This is a genomic window from Amycolatopsis sp. YIM 10, assembly GCF_009429145.1.
Lineage (GTDB): Bacteria > Actinomycetota > Actinomycetes > Mycobacteriales > Pseudonocardiaceae > Amycolatopsis.
Window position 1 is genome coordinate 3,676,785 of the sequence record NZ_CP045480.1, and the last position, 20,287, is coordinate 3,697,071.

The window sequence follows — 20,287 nt, forward strand, 5'->3', positions numbered from 1 at the left end:
GAAAAGAACGCCGCCACGGAGCGAAAACGGTGACCGCTCCGCTTGCCGATGATCTGTTTTTCCTCGCGCACGACGACCGCACCGGAAAACGGCGGCTGAACGAGCGCGCCGCCGGATTCGGGCTCGCCGGCGCGGTGCTCGCGGAACTGCTGCTGGCCGGGCGGATCACCGTTGACCACGGGCGCGTCCGCGTGCTCGACCCGCGCCTGCCGCGCTGCGAGGTGCTCGGCCCGGCGCTGCGGGACATGGTCGCCGAACCGGAGACGCGCGTGGTCCGGGACTGGCTGCGCTACCTCGGCCGCGACGCCTACGAATCGGTCGCGCGGCGGCTGCTCGGCAGCGGCCAGCTGCGCGTGGTCAAGTCCAGGTTCCCGTGGCGGCCCGACACCTACGAGCCGGTCGACATCAACGCCGCGGCCTGGCCCGCCGCCCGCCTGGCCGGTCCGGTCGCCCGGCTCGACCCGCTCGAACCTGGCGACGTCGTGCTCGCCGGGCTGGTCATCGCCACCGGACTGGACCGGTACGTCTTCTACACCGCTTCGCCGGAGGCCCGGCAGTACCTGGAGCGGCTGATCATCGAGCTGCCCGCGCCGCTTCGGGTGCTCGTGCTGGAAACCGAAACGGCCGTCGGCGACGCCGTGCTCCACCACCGCATGTAGAGGTCCCCACCGCCACCCCACCGCCACAGGGAGTTGCAGCCATGAACGATCGACCAGCCAGACCAAGTCCCGTCGCCCAGGCACTGGCCTCCGACCGGCTCGGCGCCTCGGCCGTGGTCTTCTTCGTGATCAGCGCGGCCACGCCGCTGACCGTGGTCGCCGGGGTGGTCACCACCGGCTACGCCACCACCGGGCTGATCGGCATCCCGGTGGCCTTCGTGTTCGTCGCGCTGGTGCTGGCGTTGTTCTCGGTCGGGTACGTGGCGATGGCGCGGCACGTGGCGAACGCGGGCGCGTTCTACGGGTTCGTCAGCCGCGGGCTGGGCAAGCCGTTCGGCGTGGGGGCGTCCTGGATCGCGCTGCTGTCCTACAACCTGCTGCAGGTCGGGCTGTACGGCGCGGCGGGCGCGGCGGCCGCGCCGCTGGTCGCCGAGTGGTTCGGCGTCGAGCTGGCGTGGTGGGTGTTCGCGCTGGCGTTCTGGCTGGTGGTGGCCGTGCTCGGGCTGCAGCACGTGGACATCAACGGCAAGGTGCTGGCCGTGCTGCTGGTCGCCGAGGTGGCGGTGATCATGGTGTACAGCGTGTCCAACCTGGCGAACCCGGCCGGTGGTGAGGTCACCTTCGACACGCTGGCCCCGGCCGAGCTGTTCGGCCCCGGCGCGGGGGCGATCCTGGCGCTGGCCGTGCTCGGTTTCACCGGGTTCGAGTCCTCGGTGGTGTTCAGCGAGGAGGTCCGCAACCCGCGGCGCACGGTCGCCGTGGCCACCTACGTCTCACTGGCCGCGATCGGCGGGCTCTACGCGTTCGCGTCGTGGGCGATGAGCGTGGCCACCGGACCGGACGACATCGTCGGCGAGTCGCGGGCGCAGAGTTCGGAACTGCTGTTCGCGCTGGCGAGTTCCCAGCTCGGGCCAGGGCTGGCCACCGCGGGCCGGGTGCTGTTCGTGACCAGCATCCTGGCCGCGATGATCTCCTTCCACAACACCATCGCGCGGTACATGTTCGCGCTCGGCCGGGAACGCGTGCTGCCCGCGATACTGGGGCGCACCTCGCCGCGCACCGGTTCGCCGGTGGCCGGTTCGGGCATCCAGAGCGGGGTCGGGCTGGTGGTGATCGGCCTGTTCGCGATGGCGGGCTGGGATCCGCTGGTGCACCTGTTCTACTGGGGCGGCACCTCCGGCGGCCTCGGCATCCTGGTGCTGATCGTGGCCACCTCGTTCGCCGTGATCTCGTTCTTCGCGCGGCAGCCGTCGGGGGAGAACCTGTGGCGGCGGATGATCGCGCCCGCGCTGGCCTCGGTCGCCGTGCTGGTGGTGCTCGTGCTGGTGCTGGCCAACTTCGGCACGCTGCTGGGCACCCCGCCGGAGTCGCCGCTGCCGTGGCTGGTGCCGACCATCTACGGCCTGGCCGGGCTGGCGGGCGTGCTGTGGGCGCTGGTGCTGCGCATCCGGCGGCCGCTGGTGTACGCCGCGATCGGGCTGGGCGCGAAGAGCCCGGCTTCGCTGACCGGATCGACTTCCGGCGAGGAGTACCGGGGGACCCGCCTGTGACCGGCCTCGCCGAAATCCGCCGCGCCCGCGCTGCCGAGGCGGGCCCGATCGCGGGCCTGATCGCCACCGCGTTCGAACCGCTGGACGTGTCGCGCTGGCTGGTCCCCGAACCGGCCCCGCGCCGGGCGACGCTGGCCGCGAACTTCCGCATCCTGGTCGAGTACGTGCTCGCGCACGGCCACATCGACGTGATCGGCGACCGGGCCGCGGCGGTGTGGCTGCCGCAGGAGGCGGGCGTGGACCTGCCGCCGCCACCGGACTACGACGCGCGGCTGCTGGCGGCGTGCGGGCCGTACACCGATCGGTTCCTCGCGCTGGACGACGCCTTCGCGGCCAACCACCCGCACGAACCGCACCACCACCTGGCGTTCCTGGCGGTGCACCCGGAGGTGCAGGGCCGTGGCCTCGGCGCGGCGCTGCTGCGGCACCACCACGCGCGGCTGGACGCCGCGGGCACGGCGGCCTACCTGGAGGCGAGCAACCTGCGGGCGACCGCGTTGTACGAACGGGAGGGCTACGAGTTCAGCGGCGCCCCGTTCCACCTCCCGGACGGCCCGCCGTTCCACCCGATGTGGCGCGAGCCCGCCTGAGCGCTCAGTCCTTGCGGCCGGTGACGGCGAGGCTGGTGCCGAGACCGATCATCACCAGCCCGCCGGTGCCGCCGATCATCGCGAGCCGCCGCGGTGAACCGGCGAACCACGAGCGCGCGATCCCGGCGACGAACGCCCACGCCGAATCGCACAGCAGCGCGGTCACCGGCAGCAGGATGCCGAGGATCAGCATCTGGACCGGCACCGAACCGGCGCCGGCGTCGACGAACTGCGGCAGCACCGCGGCCAGGAACACGATCGACTTCGGATTCGCGAAGCCGACCACCACGCCGTCGCGGATCAGGCGCCACACCGGCGCGCGCGTGGCGGGCACCGCGCTGTCGAACGCCGCGGCCAGGGACTTCCGGTGCCGGAACGCCTGCACGCCCAGGTAGATCAGGTAGGCGGCACCGGCGAACTTGATCGCGGTGAACACCGCCGCCGAGCTTTCCACGAGCGCGCCCAGCCCGAACGCCACGCCGATCACCTGGAGGTACACCCCGGTGGCGTTCCCGGCGACGGTGAGCAGGGCGTCGCGGCGCCCGGCGGTGAGCGCGCGGCTGATGGTGAACAGCACGCTGGGGCCCGGCACGATGACCATCAGGAAGGTCAGCGCCGCGAAGGCGGCGAATTGACTGGCGGAGATCATGCCGGAGACTAACCCGCCACGAGCGCCGGGAGCACCCGAATTGTCGCAGCGGCAGGGATCGGCATCGCGCGCGAAGTGGTAGGAAAACCGCCATGCTGATGACCACCGCACAGCGCCGCGCCCGCCTGGCCGCGCGCCACCGGATCGCCACCCGCGCGGCCACGCCCGAGGAGGCGGCGGAGGCGGTGGTCGCGCTGCACGCCACCGACCCGGCCACCGTGCACCTCTCCGTGTTCGCGCGGACCACCGCGCCCGAGACCGAGCGCGCGCTCTACGACGACCGCACGCTCGTCCGCCTGCTCGGCATGCGGCGCACCGTGTTCGTCGTGCCGCGTGAGGTCGCGCCGGTGGTGCAGGCCGCGTGCTCGGACGATATCGCCGGGAAGCAGCGCGTCCAGCTGGTCAAACACCTGACGGAGAACGGCCACCCGGAAAGCGTGCCGAACGCCGCCGAGTGGCTGGCCGAGGTCGAGGAGGCGACCGTCAAGGCGCTGCTTGAGCGCGGCGAGGCACTCGGCCAGGAACTCGCCGCCGACGTGCCGGGCCTGCGCCAGCAACTGCGGATGGCGCCGGGCAAGCCGTACGAGGCGATCGGCAACGTGACCAGCCGCGTGCTGTTCCTGCTCGCCGCCGAGGGCCGGATCGTGCGCGGCCGTCCGCGCGGCACGTGGTTGTCCACGCAGTACCGGTGGTCGCCGATGGACGCCTGGCTGCCCGGCGGCCTGCCCCGGGTGGACGCCGAAACCGCCCGTGTCGAACTGGCGCGACGCTGGCTGCGCGCCTACGGCCCGGCGCCCGTCGAGGACCTGCGCTGGTGGACGGGCTGGACGGCGGCGCAGGCGAAGAAGGCGCTGGCCGCGATCGGCCCGGTGGAGGTCGACCTCGAGGGCGGCGGCACCGGCCTGGCCCTGCCCGGCGACCTCGAACCCGAACCGGAACCCGAGCCGTGGATCGCGCTGTTGCCCGCACTCGACCCGACACCGATGGGCTGGACCGCGCGGGACTGGTACCTCGGCCCGCACCGGGACGCCCTGTTCGACCGCAGCGGCAACGTGGGGCCGACGATCTGGTGCGACGGGCGCATCGTCGGCGGCTGGGCGCAGCGTCCGGATGGTGAGATCGCGTTCCGCTGTCTGGATGACGTCGGCGCCGAAGCCACCGCCCGGATCGGCGAGGAGGCCGCCCGGCTGGGGGAGTGGCTCGGCGCGATCCGGGTCGTGCCGCGCTTCCGGACCCCGCTGGAACGCGAGCTGAGCGGGTCATCTTGATCGATGACTTGATCGATTCTTGACCACCGGCCGGGTGTAGTGGAAGTCTCGCTGGGGCATGCGGGAACGCCCAGGCCAGCACGCTAGGGTGGCCCCGAGTCCCCAGTCTGGCCGGGCCGGGCCCGGCCGAACCTCAGAGGAGTGGCAGCAGTGACGGTTCGCGTAGGTGTCAACGGCTTCGGCCGGATCGGCCGCAACTTCTTCCGGGCCGTGCAGGCCGGCGGCCACGACATCGAGGTGGTCGCGTTCAACGACCTCGGCGATGTCGCCACCATGGCCCAGCTGCTCAAGTACGACAGCATCCTCGGCCGGTACCCGGAGGAGGTCTCGGTCAGCGACGAGGGCCTCGTCGTCGGCGGCAAGACCATCAAGGCGCTCGCCGAGCGCGACCCGGCCAACCTGCCGTGGGGCGACCTCGGCGTGGACGTGGTCGTGGAGTCCACCGGCTTCTTCACCAACGCGGACGCGGCCAAGGCGCACGTCGCCGGCGGCGCGAAGAAGGTCATCATCTCGGCCCCGGCCAAGGGCGAGGACCTGACCGTGGTGCTCGGCGTGAACGACCACCTCTACGACGGCTCGCAGACGATCATCTCCAACGCCTCCTGCACCACCAACTGCCTGGCGCCGCTGGCCAAGGTGCTGCACGACGCCTTCGGCATCGAGCAGGGCCTGATGACCACCATCCACGCCTACACCCAGGACCAGAACCTGCAGGACGGCCCGCACAAGGACCTGCGCCGTGCCCGCGCCGCCGCGCTGAACGTGGTGCCGACCTCCACCGGTGCGGCCAAGGCCATCGGCCTGGTGCTGCCCGAGCTGAACGGCAAGCTGGACGGCTACTCGCTGCGCGTGCCGGTGCCCACCGGCTCGATCACCGACCTCACCGTGGACCTGGCCAAGAAGGCCGGCCTCGACGAGATCAACGCCGCGTACAAGGCCGCCGCGGACGGTCCGCTCAACGGCATCCTGCGCTACAGCGAGGACCCGATCGTCTCCAGCGACATCGTCAACGACCCGGCCTCGTGCATCTACGACGCGCCGATCACCAAGGTCATCGGCAACCAGGTCAAGGTGTACGGCTGGTACGACAACGAGTGGGGCTACTCCAGCCGCCTGGTCGACCTGGTCAAGCTCGTCGGCGGCAAGCTCTCCTGAACCATGGCCTTCAAAACTCTCGATGACCTGATCAGCGAGGGTGTGGCGGGTCGGCGCGTGCTGGTGCGCGCCGACCTCAACGTCCCCCTCGACGGCGACCGGATCACCGACGACGGCCGGGTCCGGGCCGCGCTGCCGACGATCAAGCGGCTCGCCGGATCCGGCGCGCGCGTGATCGTGGCGGCGCACCTCGGCCGCCCCAAGGGCGCGCCGGACCCCAAGTTCTCCCTCGCGCCGGTCGCGGCGCGGCTGGGTGAACTGCTGGGCGCGGAAGTCGCGCTGGCCGGTGACGTGGTCGGCGAAAGCGCCAAGTCGGTCACCGGTGCGCTGTCCGACGGCCAGGTGGCCCTGCTGGAGAACGTGCGGTTCGACCCGCGCGAGACCAGCAAGGTCGAGGAGGAGCGGGCCGGCCTGGCCCGCGAGCTGGCCGAGCTGACCGGCGAAAGCGCCAGTGACTCCGGCGCCGTCGGGCTCGGGGGCGCCTTCGTCTCCGACGGGTTCGGTGTGGTGCACCGCAAGCAGGCCTCGGTGTTCGACATCGCGGGTGTGCTCCCGGCCTACACCGGCGGCCTCGTGCTGGCCGAGCTCGAGGTGCTGCGCAAGCTCACCGAGGAGCCCGCCCGGCCGTACGCCGTGGTGCTCGGCGGCGCCAAGGTCTCGGACAAGCTCGGCGTGATCGCCAACCTGCTGACCAAGGTCGACCGCCTGCTCATCGGCGGCGGCATGGCCTACACCTTTCTCAAGGCGCAGGGCTACGAGGTCGGCGGCTCGCTGCTGCAGGCCGACCAGCTCGACCAGGTCAGCGGTTTCCTCGCCGAGGCCGAGAAGCGCGGCGTGGAGCTGGTGCTCCCGGTCGACGTGCTGGCCGCCACCGGCTTCGCCGCCGACGCGCCGTACGAGGTCGTCGACGCCACCGCGATCCCGGCCGACCGGCAGGGCCTCGACATCGGCCCGCGCACGCGCGAGCTGTTCGCGGGCAAGCTGGCCGACGCGGAGACGGTGTTCTGGAACGGCCCGATGGGTGTGTTCGAGTTCGACGCCTTCGCCGGCGGCACCAGGGCGGTCGCCGAGGCGATCGCCGCGAGTGACGCGTTCAGCGTGGTCGGCGGCGGTGACTCCGCGGCCGCGGTGCGTCAGCTCGGCCTGCCGGAGGACGGCTTCTCACACATCTCCACCGGCGGCGGCGCGTCGCTGGAATACCTCGAGGGCAAGGATCTGCCCGGCGTCTCGGTCCTGGGGGAGTAGGCACAAGTGGCTCGCAAAGTTCTCATCGCCGGCAACTGGAAGATGAACCTCAACCACCTCGAGGCCATCGCGCTGGTGCAGAAGATCGCCTTCTCGCTGCCGGAGAAGTACTACGCCAAGGTGGACGTGACGGTGCTGCCGCCGTTCACCGACATCCGCAGCGTGCAGACGCTCACCGACGGCGACAAGCTCCTGCTCACCTACGGCGCGCAGGACCTCTCGCCGCACGACTCCGGTGCCTACACCGGGGACATCTCGGGCCCGATGCTCGCCAAGCTCGGGTGCACCTACGTGACCATCGGGCACTCCGAGCGGCGCGAATACCACAACGAGGACGACGAACTGGTCAACAAGAAGGTGCGTGCCGCGCTCAAGCACGCGCTTTCGCCGATCCTGTGCGTCGGTGAGCAGCTCGAGGTCCGCGAAGCCGGCGGGCAGCTCGAGCACACCACGAACCAGCTGGTCGCGGGCCTGAAGGGGCTCAAGGCCGAGCAGGTGAAGAACGTGGTGGTCGCCTACGAGCCGGTGTGGGCCATCGGCACCGGCCGCGTCGCCACCCCGGCCGACGCGGAGGAGGTCTGCGCCGCGCTGCGGGCCACCCTGGCCGAGAAGTACGGCGCCGAAATCGCCGACGAGGTCCGCGTGCTCTACGGCGGTTCGGTCAAGTCGGGCAACATCGGCGACCTGGTCAAGTGCGACAACATCGACGGCGCGCTGGTCGGCGGGGCGAGCCTGGACGCCGACGAGTTCACCAAACTCTGCGCTCTCGCGGCGGGCGGGCCGCTGCCCTGATCCGGGCGGTGACCGGGTAATGTGGGTCACGGTGCTCGTCGGCCCGCGCTGATCGCGCGTTTTCACCGAACACAGAGGATGAGATGAAACTGTTCCTGCAAGTGGTGTTGATCGCTTCCAGCGTGCTGCTGGTCGTCGCCGTCCTCCTGCACAGGGGACGCGGAGGCGGGCTGTCCTCCCTGTTCGGTGGCGGCATGCAGTCCAGCCTGGCGGGATCGAGTGTGGCCGAGAAGAACCTCGACCGGATCACGCTCGGCCTCGGTGCGGTCTGGCTGATCAGCATCGTCGGCCTGGGCCTGCTGCTGAAGATCTGAGCGGCACGAGCCGTGGACCCGGCCGGGTGCGCGCCCGGCCATGCAGAGTGGCACGGCGTACCGTGCGGGTGCGCCGGGAACAAGACCGGGGTGTGAGAGTTCATGGTTGGCGGAAACGCGATTCGGGGTACCAGGGTCGGGGCCGGCCCGTCCGGCGAGTCCGAGCGGGGGGAGTCGGCGCCGCGGCGCCGGATCTCGTACTGGTGCGCCAACGGGCATGAGGCTCGCCCGTCCTTCGCCTTGGAAGCCGAAATTCCCGAGGAGTGGGACTGCCCGCGGTGTGGGCTGCCGGGCGGGCAGGACGAGCAGAACCCGCCCGCCGCGCCGCGGACGGAGCCGTACAAGACGCATCTCGCCTACGTGAAGGAGCGCCGCAGCGACGCGGATGGCGAAGCCATTCTCGCCGAGGCGCTCGACCGGCTGCGCAAGCGGCGCGAGATCATCTGAAGTACCCCGTGCGAGGATAGAGCCGGAGGGGAGCCACCGCGGACCGCGGTGGCTCCCCTTTCCGCTGTGTTCAACCGGGCGGTGCTCAGCCGGGGAGCGGGTAGACCGCGCGCACGCGGAAGCCGCCGTCGTCGGTGGGGGTGGTTTCGAACGTGCCGCCCAGCAGCCGTGCCCGTTCGGCGAGCCCGGTCAGCCCGTGCCCGCCAGACGGCAGGCCGCGCGCCGGTTCGCAGGGCTGCTCGTTGAGCACCTCGACACCGAGCGCGTCCTCCTCGCCGCGCACGCACACCGTCGCCTTCGCGCCGGGGGCGTGCTTGTGCACGTTGGTCAGGCACTCCTGCACGGTCCGGTAGGCCGCCGCGGACACCTGGCGCGGCACGGTCTCGGGAATGCGCTCCACGGTGAGCTGCACCGGTACGTCCGAGGTCCGGATCAGCTGGTGCAACTCGTCGATTCCGGGCTGTGGCCCGTCCTCGTCCACCCCGGAGCGCAGGACGCCGACCAGGGTGCGCAGCTCCTCGAGTGTGCGCTTGCTCAGCTGCCGGATGTTCTCCGCGGCCTGATGCGCCTCGGTACCGGGCGCCGAGATGGACAGCACGTTCGCCTGCATCGCGATCAGCGTGATGTCGTGGGACACCACGTCGTGCATCTCCCTGGCCAGCCGCGCGCGTTCCTGCGCCCGGACGGCCTGGGCGTGCAGCTGCTGCTCGCGGTCGCGGCTCGCGGCCAGCTCGGCCAGCTTGTCCGACAGCTCGCTCCTGGCCCGGATCAGCAGGCCCAGCGCGACCGGCATGCCGGCGACGACCACGCCGTAGATGCCGTCGAGCACGTGCTCCTGCCAGCTGAGCGCGGCGAACTCGTCCAGCGGCCACAGGATGAACCGGCTGGCCCAGACCATGCCGAAACCGGCCATGGTCTGCCAGTTCAACCCGCGGCGGGTGGCCAGCATGCCCAGCGCGATCATCGCGGCCAGCTGCGCCCAGCCGGCCAGGTACCCGGGAAAGGTCGCCAGTACCACGCCGAACGGCAGCCACCGCCGCGCCACCAGCGCGACGCACGAGAGCGCCGAGAGCCAGATGGAGTAGGTCATGGCTTCTTCGGGAAAGACGAGCCAGACGTCCAGCACGGCGAGCGCGATCGCCAGGACGTCGATGGACAGCGCGCGCACGGCCCGTTTCCGGAACCAGTCCGCGATGCTGCCGTCACGGATGTGCCCGGCCGTGTCCGCCCGGGGGCGGCCGACCGACATTCCCGGTATGGAGAGTCCCTCTGTGGTCATCGCATGGACCTCTCGTCTTGTGGACTTACTGGTGAGAGGGATCCACCACCCGATCGGGACGCGGCACACCGGACAAATTAGCGGACGCTAACGTTGTTTTGCCGGTTGGCGGTAAGTTTCCGGCCATTCAGCCGTATGCGCGTCCCATTGGGGTCCACGAGATCACCCGTCCGGGGGATGATGCTTACTGTCCGATAATCGGACAAAACGGGGACTTGAACGATCAGACGATGCGCGGGCGGTAGACGTTCGAGGTCTTCGCCGCCGCCGTGCGGTCGAGCAGCCACAGCGTGCGCCGCTGACCGCGCGCGCCGGCCACCGGCAGCTGCACCTCACCGGCACCCGCCAGCGCGAGCGCCACCGCGTCGGCCTTCGCCGCGCCGGTGGTCACCAGCCACACCTCGGCCGAACGGCGGATCGCCGGCAGCGTCAGCGAGATCCGCGTCGGCGGCGGCTTCGGCGAGTTCCGCACCGCGATCACCGATCGCTCGGTCTCGTAGACCGCCGGGGTCTCCGGGAAGATCGACGCGGTGTGGCCCTCACCGCCGAGGCCGAGCAGGGTCACGTCGAAGGTCGGCACGTCGCCGTGGTCCTCCGGCCGCGCGTTCTCGGCCAGCACCCGCGCGTAGTCGGCCGCCGCGGCGTCGGGGTCGTCACCGAACCGGCCGTCGGACGGCGCCATCGCGTGCACCCGCGCCGGGTCGACCGGCACGTGGTCCAGCAGCGCCTCGCGTGCCTGCTTCTCGTTGCGCTCGTCGTCGTCCGCGGGCAGGAACCGCTCGTCACCCCAGTAGAGGTCGAGCTTCGACCAGTCCACCGCGTCCCTGGCGGGGGAGTTGCGCAGCTCCCGCAGGATCGCGATGCCGGTGCCCCCGCCGGTCAGCACCAGCGACGCGGAGCCGCGTGCGGCCTGCACGTCGACCAGCCGGGTGACCAGCCGGGCCGCGCAGGCCGCCGCGAGCAACTGCGGATCGGAATAGACGATTACCTCGGAGGTGCTCATGACTTCGCTTTCGCCGGTGCTTTCGCCTTCGCGGTGGACTCCTTCGAGGCCGCCTTCGCCCCGGAACCGGCCGGGGTCTTGCGGGCGGTCGCCGCGATCTTGCCGAGGCCGTGCAGCGCCGCCTCGTAGATCTCGTCCGGGTCGAGCCGACGCAGTTCCTCGATCAGGCAGTCCTTGTTGTCCCGTCGCTGCAACGCGATCCGCCGCGCCGGCTGGCCGGGCTGGGTCAGCGTGCCCACCCGGCCGTCCGGACGGGACAGCTCGATCGGCCCGGAGCGCCGCTCCAGCGTGACCGACAGGATGCCCTGCGCACTGCTCGACTTGACCCGCCGGACCGGCGCCTTCAGGTACTCGGCCAGCCAGCCGGCGAGCAGCTCGGTCGACGGCGAGTCCGCCTCACCGGTGACCGTGGCCGAGAGCACCTTCTCGTACGGCGGCAGGTCCAGCGCGCTGACCAGCTGGGCGCGCCAGTTCGTCAGCCGCGTCCAGGCCAGGTCGGTGTCGCCGTCGGTGTAGGCCTTGCCGCGGGTGCCGAGCGCGCGGATCGGGTTCTTCTCCGCCGCCGAATCGGTGATCCGGCGCTGGGCCAGCTCACCGAGCTGGTCGGCCGCCGGGTTCCGCGGGCCGGTGCCCGGCCACCAGGTGACGATCGGCGCGTCGGGCAGCAGCAGCGGCACCACCGCGCTCTGGCTGTTCGACGCCAGCGCGCCGTAGAGCCGCAGCACGATGACCTCGCTCGCCCCGGCGTCCCCGCCGACGCGGATCTGGCCGTCTATGCGCGGTGCCGCGGTCTTCGAGCCCTTGGCCACCACGATCACCCGCGACGGGTGCTCCCGGCTGGCCTCGTTGGCCGCGTCGATCGCGTCTTCGAGGTGCTCGTCGTCGTCCGCGGCGATGACCAGCGTCAGCACCCGGCCCAGCGCCACGGCCCCGCCGCGTTCACGCAGTTCGACCAGCTTCTTGTTCAGCTGCGAGGTGGTGGTGGACGGCAGATCGATGATCACGGACGCCTCCAGTTGCGACCCGAAGCGGCCAGCATTTCGTCCGCCGACGCGGGCCCCCACGAGCCCGGCGGATAGTCCTCCGGCCTGCCGTGCTTGGCCCAGTGCGCCAGGATCGGGTCGAGGATCTCCCACGACAGCTCGACCTCTTCGTTCACCGGGAACAGCGACGGCTCGCCGAGCAGCACGTCCAGGATGAGCCGCTCGTAGGCCTCCGGCGAGGACTCGGTGAAGGCGTGCCCGTAACCGAAGTCCATCGTGACGTCGCGGACCTCCATCGTGGTCCCCGGCACCTTCGAGCCGAACCGCAGCGTCACGCCCTCGTCCGGTTGCACCCGGATGACCAAGGCGTTCTGCCCCAGCTCCTCGGTGGCGGTGGAGTCGAACGGCAGGTGCGGCGCTCGCTTGAACACCACCGCGATCTCGGTGACCCGGCGGCCCAGCCGCTTGCCGGTGCGCAGGTAGAACGGCACGCCCGCCCAGCGGCGGTTCTGCACCTCCAGCGTCACCGCGGCGTAGGTCTCGGTGGCCGAGTCCTTCGAGAAGCCACCCTCTTGCAGCAGGCCGGGCACCTTCTTGCCGCCCTGCCAGCCGCCGGTGTACTGCCCGCGCGCGGTGGTCGCCTCGAACGGCCCCAGCGGCTTGGTCGCGCCGAGCACCTTCACCTTCTCCGCGCGCAGCGCCTTCGGCTCGAACGAGACCGGCTCCTCCATCGCGGTGAACGCGAGCAGCTGGAGCAGGTGGTTCTGGATGACGTCCCGCGCCGCGCCGATCCCGTCGTAGTACCCCGCGCGCCCGCCGAGGCCGATGTCCTCGGCCATGGTGATCTGCACGTGGTCGACGAAGTTCGCGTTCCAGATCGGCTCGAACAACTGGTTCGCGAACCGCAGCGCCAGGATGTTCTGCACCGTCTCCTTGCCGAGGTAGTGGTCGATGCGGAAGACCGACTCCTCGGGAAAGACGTCGTTGACGATCGCGTTCAGCTCCCGCGCGCTGCGCAGGTCGTGCCCGAACGGCTTCTCGATGACCACCCGGCGCCAGGTGTTCTCGTCGGTGTCGGCCAGCCCGGACCGGGCCAGCTGCTTGGTCACCACCGGGAACGCGCTGGGCGGGATGGACAGGTAGAACGCGGTGTTGCCGCCGGTGCCGCGCTCGGCGTCCAGATCGCGCACGGTCTGCGCGAGCCGGTCGAACGCGTCATCGTCGTCGAAGGTGCCCTGCACGAACCGGATGCCCTCGGCGAGCCGGTTCCACACCGACTCGCGGAACGGCGTGCGGGAGTGCTCGGCCACCGAATCGTGCACCAGCTCGCCGAAGTCCTGGTGCTCCCAGTCGCGCCGGGCGAAGCCGACCAGCGAGAACCCGGCCGGCAGCAGGCCGCGGTGGGCCAGGTCGTAGATGGCGGGCATCAGTTTCTTGCGGGAGAGGTCCCCGGTGACGCCGAAGATCACCAGGCTGGACGGCCCGGCGATCCTCGGCAGCCGCTTGTCGCGGGGGTCCCGCAGCGGGTTGGTCCAGCTCACGCCAACGCCTCCAGCGCGGCCACCAGCTGCGCCAGCCCGGCGGCCCGGTCGGTGAAGTGCAGCCGCAGCACCGGGCGCCCGTGCTCGGCGAGCACCTGCCCGTCCCCGAGCGCCTGCGCCAGCTGCAGCCCGGCCAGGGTGTACGGCCGGTCCGGCACTTCCAGATCCTGCTCGGCGGCCCCGGTGAGCTGAAGGAAGAACCCGTTCGGGTGGCCGCCCTTGTGGTACTGCCCGGTCGAGTGCAGGAACCGCGGGCCCCAGCCGAAGGTGGTCTGCACCCCGGTCCGCTTGGCCAGCTGACGGCGGAGCACCGCGGTGGACGCGTCGTCGAGCCGGTCCAGGTAGGCCTGCACCGCCAGATAGGCCGACGGGGCTTCGGCCGCCGAGTCCAAAAAGGACTTCAGCGCCTCGCCGAGGTTTGCCGCGTCCAGGCCGTAGCCCTCGACCGCGCCGTCGGTGAACGACGGCTTGGCACTGCCCGCCGGGGAGGCGGGCTGGTCCAGCAGCGCGCGCGCCGCCTTCTTCGCCGCTTCCACGTCGGGCTGGTCGAACGGGTTGATCCCGAGCAGCCGCCCGGCCAGCGCGGTGGCGAACTCCCAGAGCAGGAACTGCGCCCCGAGCGGGCCGGTCACCGAGAGCTGGGCGGGCGAGACCGCGTGCCCGACGGCCACCGGGGTGGCGTCGGCGCCGGCGCCGGCGAAGCCCGGCGCCTCCGGCGATTCGACCACCACCGGCAGCAGGCCGGTGCCCTGCTTGCCGGTGGACTCGGCGATCAGCTGCTCGGCCCAGTCGCCGAAGCCCTTGATGCCGGAACCGGTGTCGGCGAAAACGACCTTCTCCGCGTTCTGCGCGTGCCGCGCGCCCAGCGCCGCCGCCAGCCGGACGGCCGGGTTCGCCTCGTCGTCGGCGGCCAGCTGGTCGGCCACGCCCGCGGCCTGGTCCAGCAGCCGCGCCACGTCGGCACCGGCCAGCCCGGCCGGGACGAGCCCGAACGCGGTCAGCGCGGAGTACCGCCCGCCCACGTTCGGATCGGCGAGGAAGACCTTCCGGTAACCCTCCTGAGTGGACAGCTCCGCCAGCGGCGAGCCGGGGTCGGTGACCACGACGATCCGCGACTTGGCGTCGATCCCGTTGTCGGAGAAGGCTTTCGCGAAGATCCGGCGGTGGCTGTCGGTCTCCACCGTGCCGCCGGACTTCGACGAGACCACCAGCACGGTCCGGTCGAGGTCGCCGGCCAGCGCGTCGGCGACCTGACCGGGGTCGGTGGTGTCGAGCACGGTGAGCGCGACACCCTCGGTCCCGGTGATCACCTCCGGCGCCAGCGACGAGCCGCCCATCCCGGCCAGCACCACCCGGTCCACGCCCTCGGAGCGCAGTTCCGTGCGCAGTGCCTCGATCTCGCCGATCAGCGGCCGCGAGGACTTGTGCAGGGTGGTCCAGGACAACCGGATGGACGCCTCCGGCTCGGCCTCGGCCCCCCACAGCGTGGGGTCCTGCGCGGCCAGCCGCGAGGCGGCCTTCTCCGCGATCAGGCTGTCCGCCAGCGGCTTCGCCTGCTGTTCCAGCGCGGGGTCGACGATCGTGACCCCCGCGCCCGTCTCTTCCGCTGCCATGCCCGTGCTCAGCCCTTCGCCTTCGCCAGCTGCCCGGTGACCGTTTCGAGCAGCTCGCTCCAGGACTTCTCGAACTTGTCCACGCCCTCGTTCTCCAGCACCAGGAACACGTCGGTGATGTCGATGCCGACGGCCTCCAGCTTGGCGAACAGCGCGCGGGCGGCGGTCTCGGTGCCGGACACCTTGTCACCATCGATCTCGGCGTGGTCGGCGGCCGCGTCGAGGGTCTTCTCCGGCATCGTGTTCACCGTGTTCGCGACCACCAGCTGGTCCACGTACCGGGTGTCCGAATAGGACGGGTCCTTCACCCCGGTGGAGGCCCACAGCGGGCGCTGCACGTTCGCGCCGTCGGCGGCCAGCGCCTTCCAGCGGTCCGAGGCGAACAGCTCTTCGTAGGCGGCGTAGGCGATCCGCGCGTTGGCGATGGCCGCCTCACCGCGCAGGGCCTTGGCCTCGTCGGTGCCGATGGCGTCCAGCCGCTTGTCGATCTCGGCGTCCACCCTGGACACGAAGAACGAGGCCACCGAGTGGATGCCCTTGAGGTCGTGCCCGTTCGCCTTGGCCTGCTCCAGGCCGGCGAAGTAGGCCTCGATCACCGCGCGGTAGCGCTCCTCGGAGAAGATCAGCGTGACGTTGACGCTGACGCCCTCGGCGAGCGTGCGGGTGATCGCCGGCAGGCCCTCTTCGGTGGCCGGGATCTTGACCAGCAGGTTGGGCCGGTCGACGGTCTTCCACAGGTCCAGCGCCTCGGCCACGGTGGCGTCGGTGTCCTTGGCCAGCCGCGGGTCCACCTCGATGGACACCCGGCCGTCGACCCCGTTCGTGGCGTTGTACACGTCGCGGAACAGGTCCGCGGCGTTGCGCACGTCGGTGGTGGTCAGCTCGCGCACGGCGGCGTCGACGCCGGCGCCGCGGGCGGCCAGCTCGCCGACCTGCTTGTCGTAGGCCTCGCCCTTTGACAGCGCGTTGGCGAAAATCGTCGGGTTGGTGGTGACCCCCACGACGTGCCGGTCGCGGATCAGCCCGGCGAGGTTGCCGGAGTCGAGCCGCTCCCTTGACAGGTCGTCGAGCCAGATCGAGACACCGGCCTCGGAGAGCCGGGCCAGCCGATCGGTGCTGCTCATGACTTCATCCCCTTCGATGGATTCAGGAGTTCTTGGCGGTGTCCAGCGACCGGCGGGCGGCGTTGACGACCGCCTCGGCGGTGATGCCGAACTCGCGGAACAGGGTGGCGAAGTCCGCGGAGGCGCCGAAGTGCTCGATGGAGACGATCTCGCCGGCGTCCCCGACGAACTTGTGCCACGGCTGGGCGACCCCGGCCTCGACGGCCACGCGCGCCTTCACCCCGGACGGGATCACCGACTCGCGGTAGGCCTGGTTCTGCGCCTCGAACCACTCGACGCACGGCATGGACACCACACGGGTGGAAACGCCGTCGGCCTCGAGCTTCTTCCTGGCTTCGACGGCCAGCTGCACCTCGGACCCGGTGGCGATGAGCACAACGTCCGGGGTGGCGCCGGACGCCTCGGCGAGCACGTAACCACCGCGGGCCACGCCCTCGGTGCTGGTGCCCTCGAGCACCGGCACGTTCTGCCGGGTCAGCGCCAGGCCCGACGGGTGCTGGTTGTCCTCCAGCACGGCCTTCCACGCGGCCGCGGTCTCGTTGGCGTCGGCCGGGCGGACCACGTTGAGCCCCGGGATGGCGCGCAGCGCGGACAGCTGCTCGATCGGCTGGTGCGTCGGGCCGTCTTCGCCGAGCCCGATCGAGTCGTGCGTCCACACGTAGATGACCGGCGCCTGCATCAGCGCGGCCAGGCGCACCGGCGGGCGCATGTAGTCGGAGAAGATCAGGAAGGTGGCGCCGTACGGCCGGGTGCCGCCGTGCAGCGCGATGCCGTTGAGGATCGAGCCCATCGCGTGCTCGCGGACACCGAAGTGCAGCGTGCGGCCGTACGGGCTGGTCTTCCACATCCCGGTGGCGGCGGACTCGGGACCGAACGAGTCGGCGCCCTTCATCGTGGTGTTGTTGCTCTCGGCCAGGTCGGCCGAACCACCCCACAGCTCCGGCAGCACCTCGGCGAGCGAGTTCAGCACCTCACCGGAGGCCTTGCGGGTGGCCACACCCTTGGCGTCGGGCTCCCACGAGGGCAGCTTCTCCGACCAGCCGGCCGGCAGTTCGCGCTTGCTCAGCCGGGCGGCCAGCTTGGCGCGCTCGGGGTTGGCCTCGGCCCAGGCCTCGAACTTGGTCTGCCACTCGGCCCGCGCCGCCTTGCCGCGCTCGGCGGCCTTGCGGGTGTGCTCGATCACCTCGTCGGCGACCTCGAAGTCCTTGGTCTCGTCGAAGCCGAGGATCTTCTTCACCGCGGCGACCTCGTCGGCGCCCAGCGCGGCGCCGTGCGCCTTGCCGGTGTTCATCTTGTTCGGCGCCGGGAAGCCGATCACCGTGCGCAGCAGGATGAACGAGGGCCGGGTGGTCTCCGCCCTGGCGGCTTCGAGCGCGGCCTCGAACGCGACCACGTCCTCGCCGCCGTCGACGACCTGGACGTGCCAGCCGTAGGCCTCGTAGCGCTTCGCGGTGTCCTCGGACAGCGCGATGTTCGTGTCGTCCTCGATGGAGATCTTGTTGTCGTCGTAGATGACGGTGAGGTTGCCCAGCTCCTGGCGCCCGGCGATGGACGAGGCCTCGGAGGTCACGCCCTCCTCGATGTCACCGTCGGAGGCGATCACGTAGATCTGGTGGTCGAAGATGCTCTCGCCGTAGGCGGGCTCCGGGTCGAGCAGGCCGCGCTCGCGGCGGGCCGCCATCGCCATGCCGACCGCGTTGGCCAGGCCCTGGCCCAGCGGGCCGGTGGTGGTCTCCACGCCGGCGGTGTGGCGGTACTCCGGGTGCCCCGGGGTCTTCGAGCCCCAGCGGCGGAGCTGCTTGAGGTCCTCCAGCTCCAGGCCGAACCCGGCCAGGTACAGCTGGATGTAGAGGGTGAGGCTGGAGTGCCCGGCGGAGAGGATGAACCGGTCACGCGCCGGCCACTCCGGGTCGGCCGGGTCGTGCCGCATGACCCGCTGGAACAGCGAGTAGGCGGCCGGGGCCAGGCTCATCGCCGTGCCGGGGTGCCCGCTGCCGCAGTTCTCCACGGCGTCGGCGGCGAGCACGCGCGCGGTGTCCACCGCGCGGGTGTCCAGCTCGGTCCAATCGGCGGGGTAGTTCCGCCGGATGAGAGGGTTGTTCTCGCTGCTGAGGGCGGTTTCGGACACTGAACTCGAACTCCCCGTCTTCGGTGATTCGCTTGCTTGCCACGGTGCTTGCCGGCCGGCGCGCCTTGATCGATCCGGGATGCACGATATTCCTGTTCGCCACCCCTCGCACGGGCGCGCCACGCCCACCCGGGCCAGCCTAGTCATAGGCATACCCGGACCGGTGGACCCCAACCTTGTCAAGACCCCCTCGGTGGATACGGACAGCACGGCGATTACGATCGGTCAGGGCGCAGGCCCGGCCGTGGTTTCCGGGCCCACCGCAAGATCGAAGTCCGAATCCGCGTCCCACCCGGACCGACTGTGAAGTAGCAGGGAGCGAAATGTCGTTGGTGCACGCTGCGCACGGGCGCGGTGAAACCAGCGCCGTGGACGCACCCGAGGAACCAGGTGGCCGGCGCAGCCCCCGCCAGGTCATCGGTGCCTACGCCGCGCTCGCGAAACCCCGCGTGATCGAGCTGTTGCTGGTCACCACCATCCCGGCGATGTTCCTGGCCGGCCGGGAGATCCCGAACCCCTGGCTGGTGCTGGCCACCCTGCTCGGCGGGACGATGGCCGCGGGCAGCGCCAACGCGCTGAACTGCGTGATCGACGCGGACATCGACAAGGTGATGAACCGCACCAAGCGGCGTCCGCTGGTGAAGGACTCGGTGCCGCGGCGCAACGCGCTGATCTTCGGCCTGGTGCTCGGGGTCGCCTCGTTCGCTGTGTTGTTCTTCACGGTGAACCTGCTCTCGGCGATCCTCGCCATCGCGACGATCCTGTTCTACATCTTCGTCTACACCCTCGGCCTCAAGCGCCGGACGCCGCAGAACGTGGTGTGGGGCGGCGCGGCCGGCTGCATGCCGGTGGTGATCGGCTGGGCCGCGGTGTCGGGCACCGTGCAGTGGCCCGCGTTCGTGATGTTCGGCGTGATCTTCTTCTGGACGCCGCCGCACACCTGGGCGCTGGCGATGAAGTACCGCGACGACTACGAGCGCGCCGGCGTGCCGATGCTGCCGGTGGTGGCCACCCCTCAGCACGTGGCCAAGCAGATCGTCATCTACTCGTGGGTGATGGTCGGCTGGACCCTGCTGCTGGCCCCGGCCACGAGCTGGCTCTACGCCTCGTTCGCCGCGCTCGCCGGTGCGTGGTTCCTGTTCTACGCGCACCGGCTGCGCGCCGCGGTGAACCGCGGGGTGGAGACCAAGCCGATGGCCCTGTTCCACCGCTCGAACACCTACCTGATGATCGTGTTCTGCGCGCTCGCGGTGGATTCGGCGATCGGGCTGCCCTCGATCGGCCTGCCCTTCTGAGCCTGCTGGTCGTTCTGGGCCTGCTGGTCCGGATCGCCCTGGGCGTAGGCCAGCGGTGGCAGGATGCCCCGCGCGTCCGCGCCGCCGCGCCACAGGCCGATCACCAGCGCGGCGGCCGCCTCCAGCAGGCCCGCCCGCGCGAGGCCGCCGCCCGCGGCGGGTACGCAGCCGAGGTCGCGCACCAGTGAGTCCACTGTGGCCAGCGCGGCGGGGTCGTCCCCGCAGAGCGGCACCACCAGCGGCTCGCCGTCGAACGCCGGGGGTGTCATCCGCCACACGTCCTCGTGGCACAGGTTGAACGCCTTCACCACCCGGCCGCCGCTCAACCGGGCCACCCGCTGAGCGGCCGAAGTGGCTCCGGTGACCAGTTCCCCGTCCACCATCGGGTTCGTGCAGTCGATCACCACCTTGCCCGCGAGCGCGGTCCCGGCCGCGCGCAGCGTTTGCTCCACGCCCTCGTGCCGTACCGCCAGCAGGACCACCTCGCCGAACTTCGCCGCTTCGGCGAAGGCGCCCGCCGGGGCGCGCCCGCCGGTCCGCACCTCGTGCCCGGCACGCGCCCACTGCGTGCCCAGCGCGTCGGCCATGTTGCCCGCCCCGAGAATGCCGATCTTCATCCCGTTCCTCCGTCGTTCGTCGGAAGATCGACGCT

The 20,287-nt window shown here is 71.2% G+C and carries 19 protein-coding genes; 10 read left to right on the forward strand and 9 right to left on the reverse strand.

What is annotated here, in order from left to right:
• The first annotated feature begins 29 nt into the window (after window positions 1–29).
• The 3 genes from YIM_RS17860 to YIM_RS17870 are packed head-to-tail and all read left to right on the forward strand — an operon-like array spanning window position 30 to window position 2,799.
• Window positions 30–659, forward strand: a complete 630-nt coding sequence (locus YIM_RS17860) for a GPP34 family phosphoprotein (RefSeq protein ID WP_194240196.1) — start codon at window positions 30–32, stop codon at window positions 657–659.
• Between the two features lie 41 nt (window positions 660–700).
• Window positions 701–2,209 carry an APC family permease gene (locus YIM_RS17865; RefSeq protein ID WP_153031430.1) on the forward strand — a complete coding sequence of 503 codons (1,509 nt, stop codon included), beginning with the start codon at window positions 701–703 and terminating at the stop codon, window positions 2,207–2,209.
• Window positions 2,206–2,799 carry an N-acetyltransferase gene (locus YIM_RS17870; protein WP_228004799.1) on the forward strand — a complete coding sequence of 198 codons (594 nt, stop codon included), beginning with the start codon at window positions 2,206–2,208 and terminating at the stop codon, window positions 2,797–2,799. Before YIM_RS17865 ends, YIM_RS17870 begins: the two co-directional genes overlap by 4 nt.
• Before the next feature lie 4 nt (window positions 2,800–2,803).
• Here YIM_RS17870 and YIM_RS17875 read toward each other — a convergent pair whose 3' ends face one another.
• Window positions 2,804–3,448, reverse strand: a complete 645-nt coding sequence (locus YIM_RS17875; RefSeq protein WP_153031431.1) for a LysE family translocator — start codon at window positions 3,446–3,448, stop codon at window positions 2,804–2,806.
• A 92-nt stretch (window positions 3,449–3,540) separates the two neighbouring features.
• Here YIM_RS17875 and YIM_RS17880 point away from each other — a divergent pair, with 92 nt between their 5' ends.
• The 6 genes from YIM_RS17880 (at window position 3,541) to YIM_RS17905 (ending at window position 8,669) form a co-directional block, all read left to right on the forward strand.
• Window positions 3,541–4,716, forward strand: a complete 1,176-nt coding sequence (locus YIM_RS17880) for a winged helix DNA-binding domain-containing protein (RefSeq protein ID WP_370468996.1) — start codon at window positions 3,541–3,543, stop codon at window positions 4,714–4,716.
• A 150-nt stretch (window positions 4,717–4,866) separates the two neighbouring features.
• Window positions 4,867–5,871, forward strand: a complete 1,005-nt coding sequence (gap, locus tag YIM_RS17885; RefSeq protein ID WP_153031432.1) for a type I glyceraldehyde-3-phosphate dehydrogenase — start codon at window positions 4,867–4,869, stop codon at window positions 5,869–5,871.
• 3 nt (window positions 5,872–5,874) lie between these two features.
• Entirely contained in the window at window positions 5,875–7,116 is a 1,242-nt protein-coding gene (gene pgk, locus YIM_RS17890; RefSeq protein ID WP_153031433.1) for a phosphoglycerate kinase, read from the forward strand.
• Window positions 7,117–7,122: 6 nt separating this feature from the next.
• Window positions 7,123–7,908, forward strand: a complete 786-nt coding sequence (gene tpiA, locus YIM_RS17895) for a triose-phosphate isomerase (protein ID WP_153031434.1) — start codon at window positions 7,123–7,125, stop codon at window positions 7,906–7,908.
• A gap of 83 nt (window positions 7,909–7,991) precedes the next feature.
• On the forward strand, window positions 7,992–8,222 hold the full coding sequence (secG, locus tag YIM_RS17900; RefSeq protein ID WP_153031435.1) for a preprotein translocase subunit SecG: 231 nt from the start codon (window positions 7,992–7,994) through the stop codon (window positions 8,220–8,222).
• 102 nt (window positions 8,223–8,324) lie between these two features.
• Window positions 8,325–8,669, forward strand: a complete 345-nt coding sequence (locus YIM_RS17905; protein ID WP_113691219.1) for an RNA polymerase-binding protein RbpA — start codon at window positions 8,325–8,327, stop codon at window positions 8,667–8,669.
• An 85-nt stretch (window positions 8,670–8,754) separates the two neighbouring features.
• Here the strand turns inward: YIM_RS17905 and YIM_RS17910 are convergent, their stop codons facing one another.
• The 7 genes from YIM_RS17910 to tkt form a co-directional block, all read right to left on the reverse strand.
• A complete protein-coding gene (locus tag YIM_RS17910) occupies window positions 8,755–9,948 on the reverse strand; it encodes a sensor histidine kinase (protein WP_153031436.1) in 1,194 nt (397 codons plus the stop codon).
• 223 nt (window positions 9,949–10,171) lie between these two features.
• The gene (pgl, locus tag YIM_RS17915; RefSeq protein ID WP_153031437.1) at window positions 10,172–10,951 is read right to left on the reverse strand and encodes a 6-phosphogluconolactonase; all 780 of its coding nucleotides are present in this window, start codon (window positions 10,949–10,951) and stop codon (window positions 10,172–10,174) included.
• The gene (opcA, locus tag YIM_RS17920; protein WP_153031438.1) at window positions 10,948–11,955 is read right to left on the reverse strand and encodes a glucose-6-phosphate dehydrogenase assembly protein OpcA; all 1,008 of its coding nucleotides are present in this window, start codon (window positions 11,953–11,955) and stop codon (window positions 10,948–10,950) included. Before opcA ends, pgl begins: the two co-directional genes overlap by 4 nt.
• On the reverse strand, window positions 11,952–13,475 hold the full coding sequence (zwf, locus tag YIM_RS17925; RefSeq protein ID WP_153031439.1) for a glucose-6-phosphate dehydrogenase: 1,524 nt from the start codon (window positions 13,473–13,475) through the stop codon (window positions 11,952–11,954). The genes opcA and zwf overlap by 4 nt, the downstream gene beginning before the upstream one ends.
• A complete protein-coding gene (locus tag YIM_RS17930) occupies window positions 13,472–15,088 on the reverse strand; it encodes a glucose-6-phosphate isomerase (protein ID WP_194240197.1) in 1,617 nt (538 codons plus the stop codon). The genes zwf and YIM_RS17930 overlap by 4 nt, the downstream gene beginning before the upstream one ends.
• Before the next feature lie 8 nt (window positions 15,089–15,096).
• Window positions 15,097–16,212: a transaldolase gene (gene tal / locus YIM_RS17935; RefSeq protein WP_153031441.1), complete on the reverse strand. Its 1,116-nt coding sequence runs from the start codon at window positions 16,210–16,212 to the stop codon at window positions 15,097–15,099.
• 22 nt (window positions 16,213–16,234) lie between these two features.
• Entirely contained in the window at window positions 16,235–18,340 is a 2,106-nt protein-coding gene (gene tkt, locus YIM_RS17940; protein ID WP_153031442.1) for a transketolase, read from the reverse strand.
• A gap of 323 nt (window positions 18,341–18,663) precedes the next feature.
• On the opposite strand from tkt, the gene YIM_RS17945 reads away from it, so the two are divergent.
• Window positions 18,664–19,635 (forward strand): heme o synthase, encoded by a 972-nt coding sequence (locus tag YIM_RS17945; RefSeq protein ID WP_153031443.1) that lies wholly within the window; start codon window positions 18,664–18,666, stop codon window positions 19,633–19,635.
• Here the strand turns inward: YIM_RS17945 and YIM_RS17950 are convergent.
• A complete protein-coding gene (locus tag YIM_RS17950) occupies window positions 19,560–20,252 on the reverse strand; it encodes an NADPH-dependent F420 reductase (RefSeq protein ID WP_153031444.1) in 693 nt (230 codons plus the stop codon). The two genes, YIM_RS17945 and YIM_RS17950, sit on opposite strands and share 76 nt — an antisense overlap.
• Window positions 20,253–20,287 lie beyond the last annotated feature (35 nt).

Excerpts from the sequence above, each read along its gene's own strand:
- YIM_RS17865 (WP_153031430.1), top strand. The coding sequence starts at position 701 with ATGAACGATCGACCAGCCAGACCAAGTCCCGTCGCCCAGGCACTGGCC.
- YIM_RS17875 (WP_153031431.1), bottom strand. The coding sequence starts at position 3,448 with ATGATCTCCGCCAGTCAATTCGCCGCCTTCGCGGCGCTGACCTTCCTG.
- YIM_RS17880 (WP_370468996.1), top strand. The coding sequence starts at position 3,541 with ATGCTGATGACCACCGCACAGCGCCGCGCCCGCCTGGCCGCGCGCCAC.
- pgk (WP_153031433.1), top strand. The coding sequence starts at position 5,875 with ATGGCCTTCAAAACTCTCGATGACCTGATCAGCGAGGGTGTGGCGGGT.
- secG (WP_153031435.1), top strand. The coding sequence starts at position 7,992 with ATGAAACTGTTCCTGCAAGTGGTGTTGATCGCTTCCAGCGTGCTGCTG.
- YIM_RS17905 (WP_113691219.1), top strand. The coding sequence starts at position 8,325 with ATGGTTGGCGGAAACGCGATTCGGGGTACCAGGGTCGGGGCCGGCCCG.
- YIM_RS17910 (WP_153031436.1), bottom strand. The coding sequence starts at position 9,948 with ATGACCACAGAGGGACTCTCCATACCGGGAATGTCGGTCGGCCGCCCC.
- pgl (WP_153031437.1), bottom strand. The coding sequence starts at position 10,951 with ATGAGCACCTCCGAGGTAATCGTCTATTCCGATCCGCAGTTGCTCGCG.
- YIM_RS17930 (WP_194240197.1), bottom strand. The coding sequence starts at position 15,088 with ATGGCAGCGGAAGAGACGGGCGCGGGGGTCACGATCGTCGACCCCGCG.
- tal (WP_153031441.1), bottom strand. The coding sequence starts at position 16,212 with ATGAGCAGCACCGATCGGCTGGCCCGGCTCTCCGAGGCCGGTGTCTCG.
- YIM_RS17945 (WP_153031443.1), top strand. The coding sequence starts at position 18,664 with ATGTCGTTGGTGCACGCTGCGCACGGGCGCGGTGAAACCAGCGCCGTG.
- YIM_RS17950 (WP_153031444.1), bottom strand. The coding sequence starts at position 20,252 with ATGAAGATCGGCATTCTCGGGGCGGGCAACATGGCCGACGCGCTGGGC.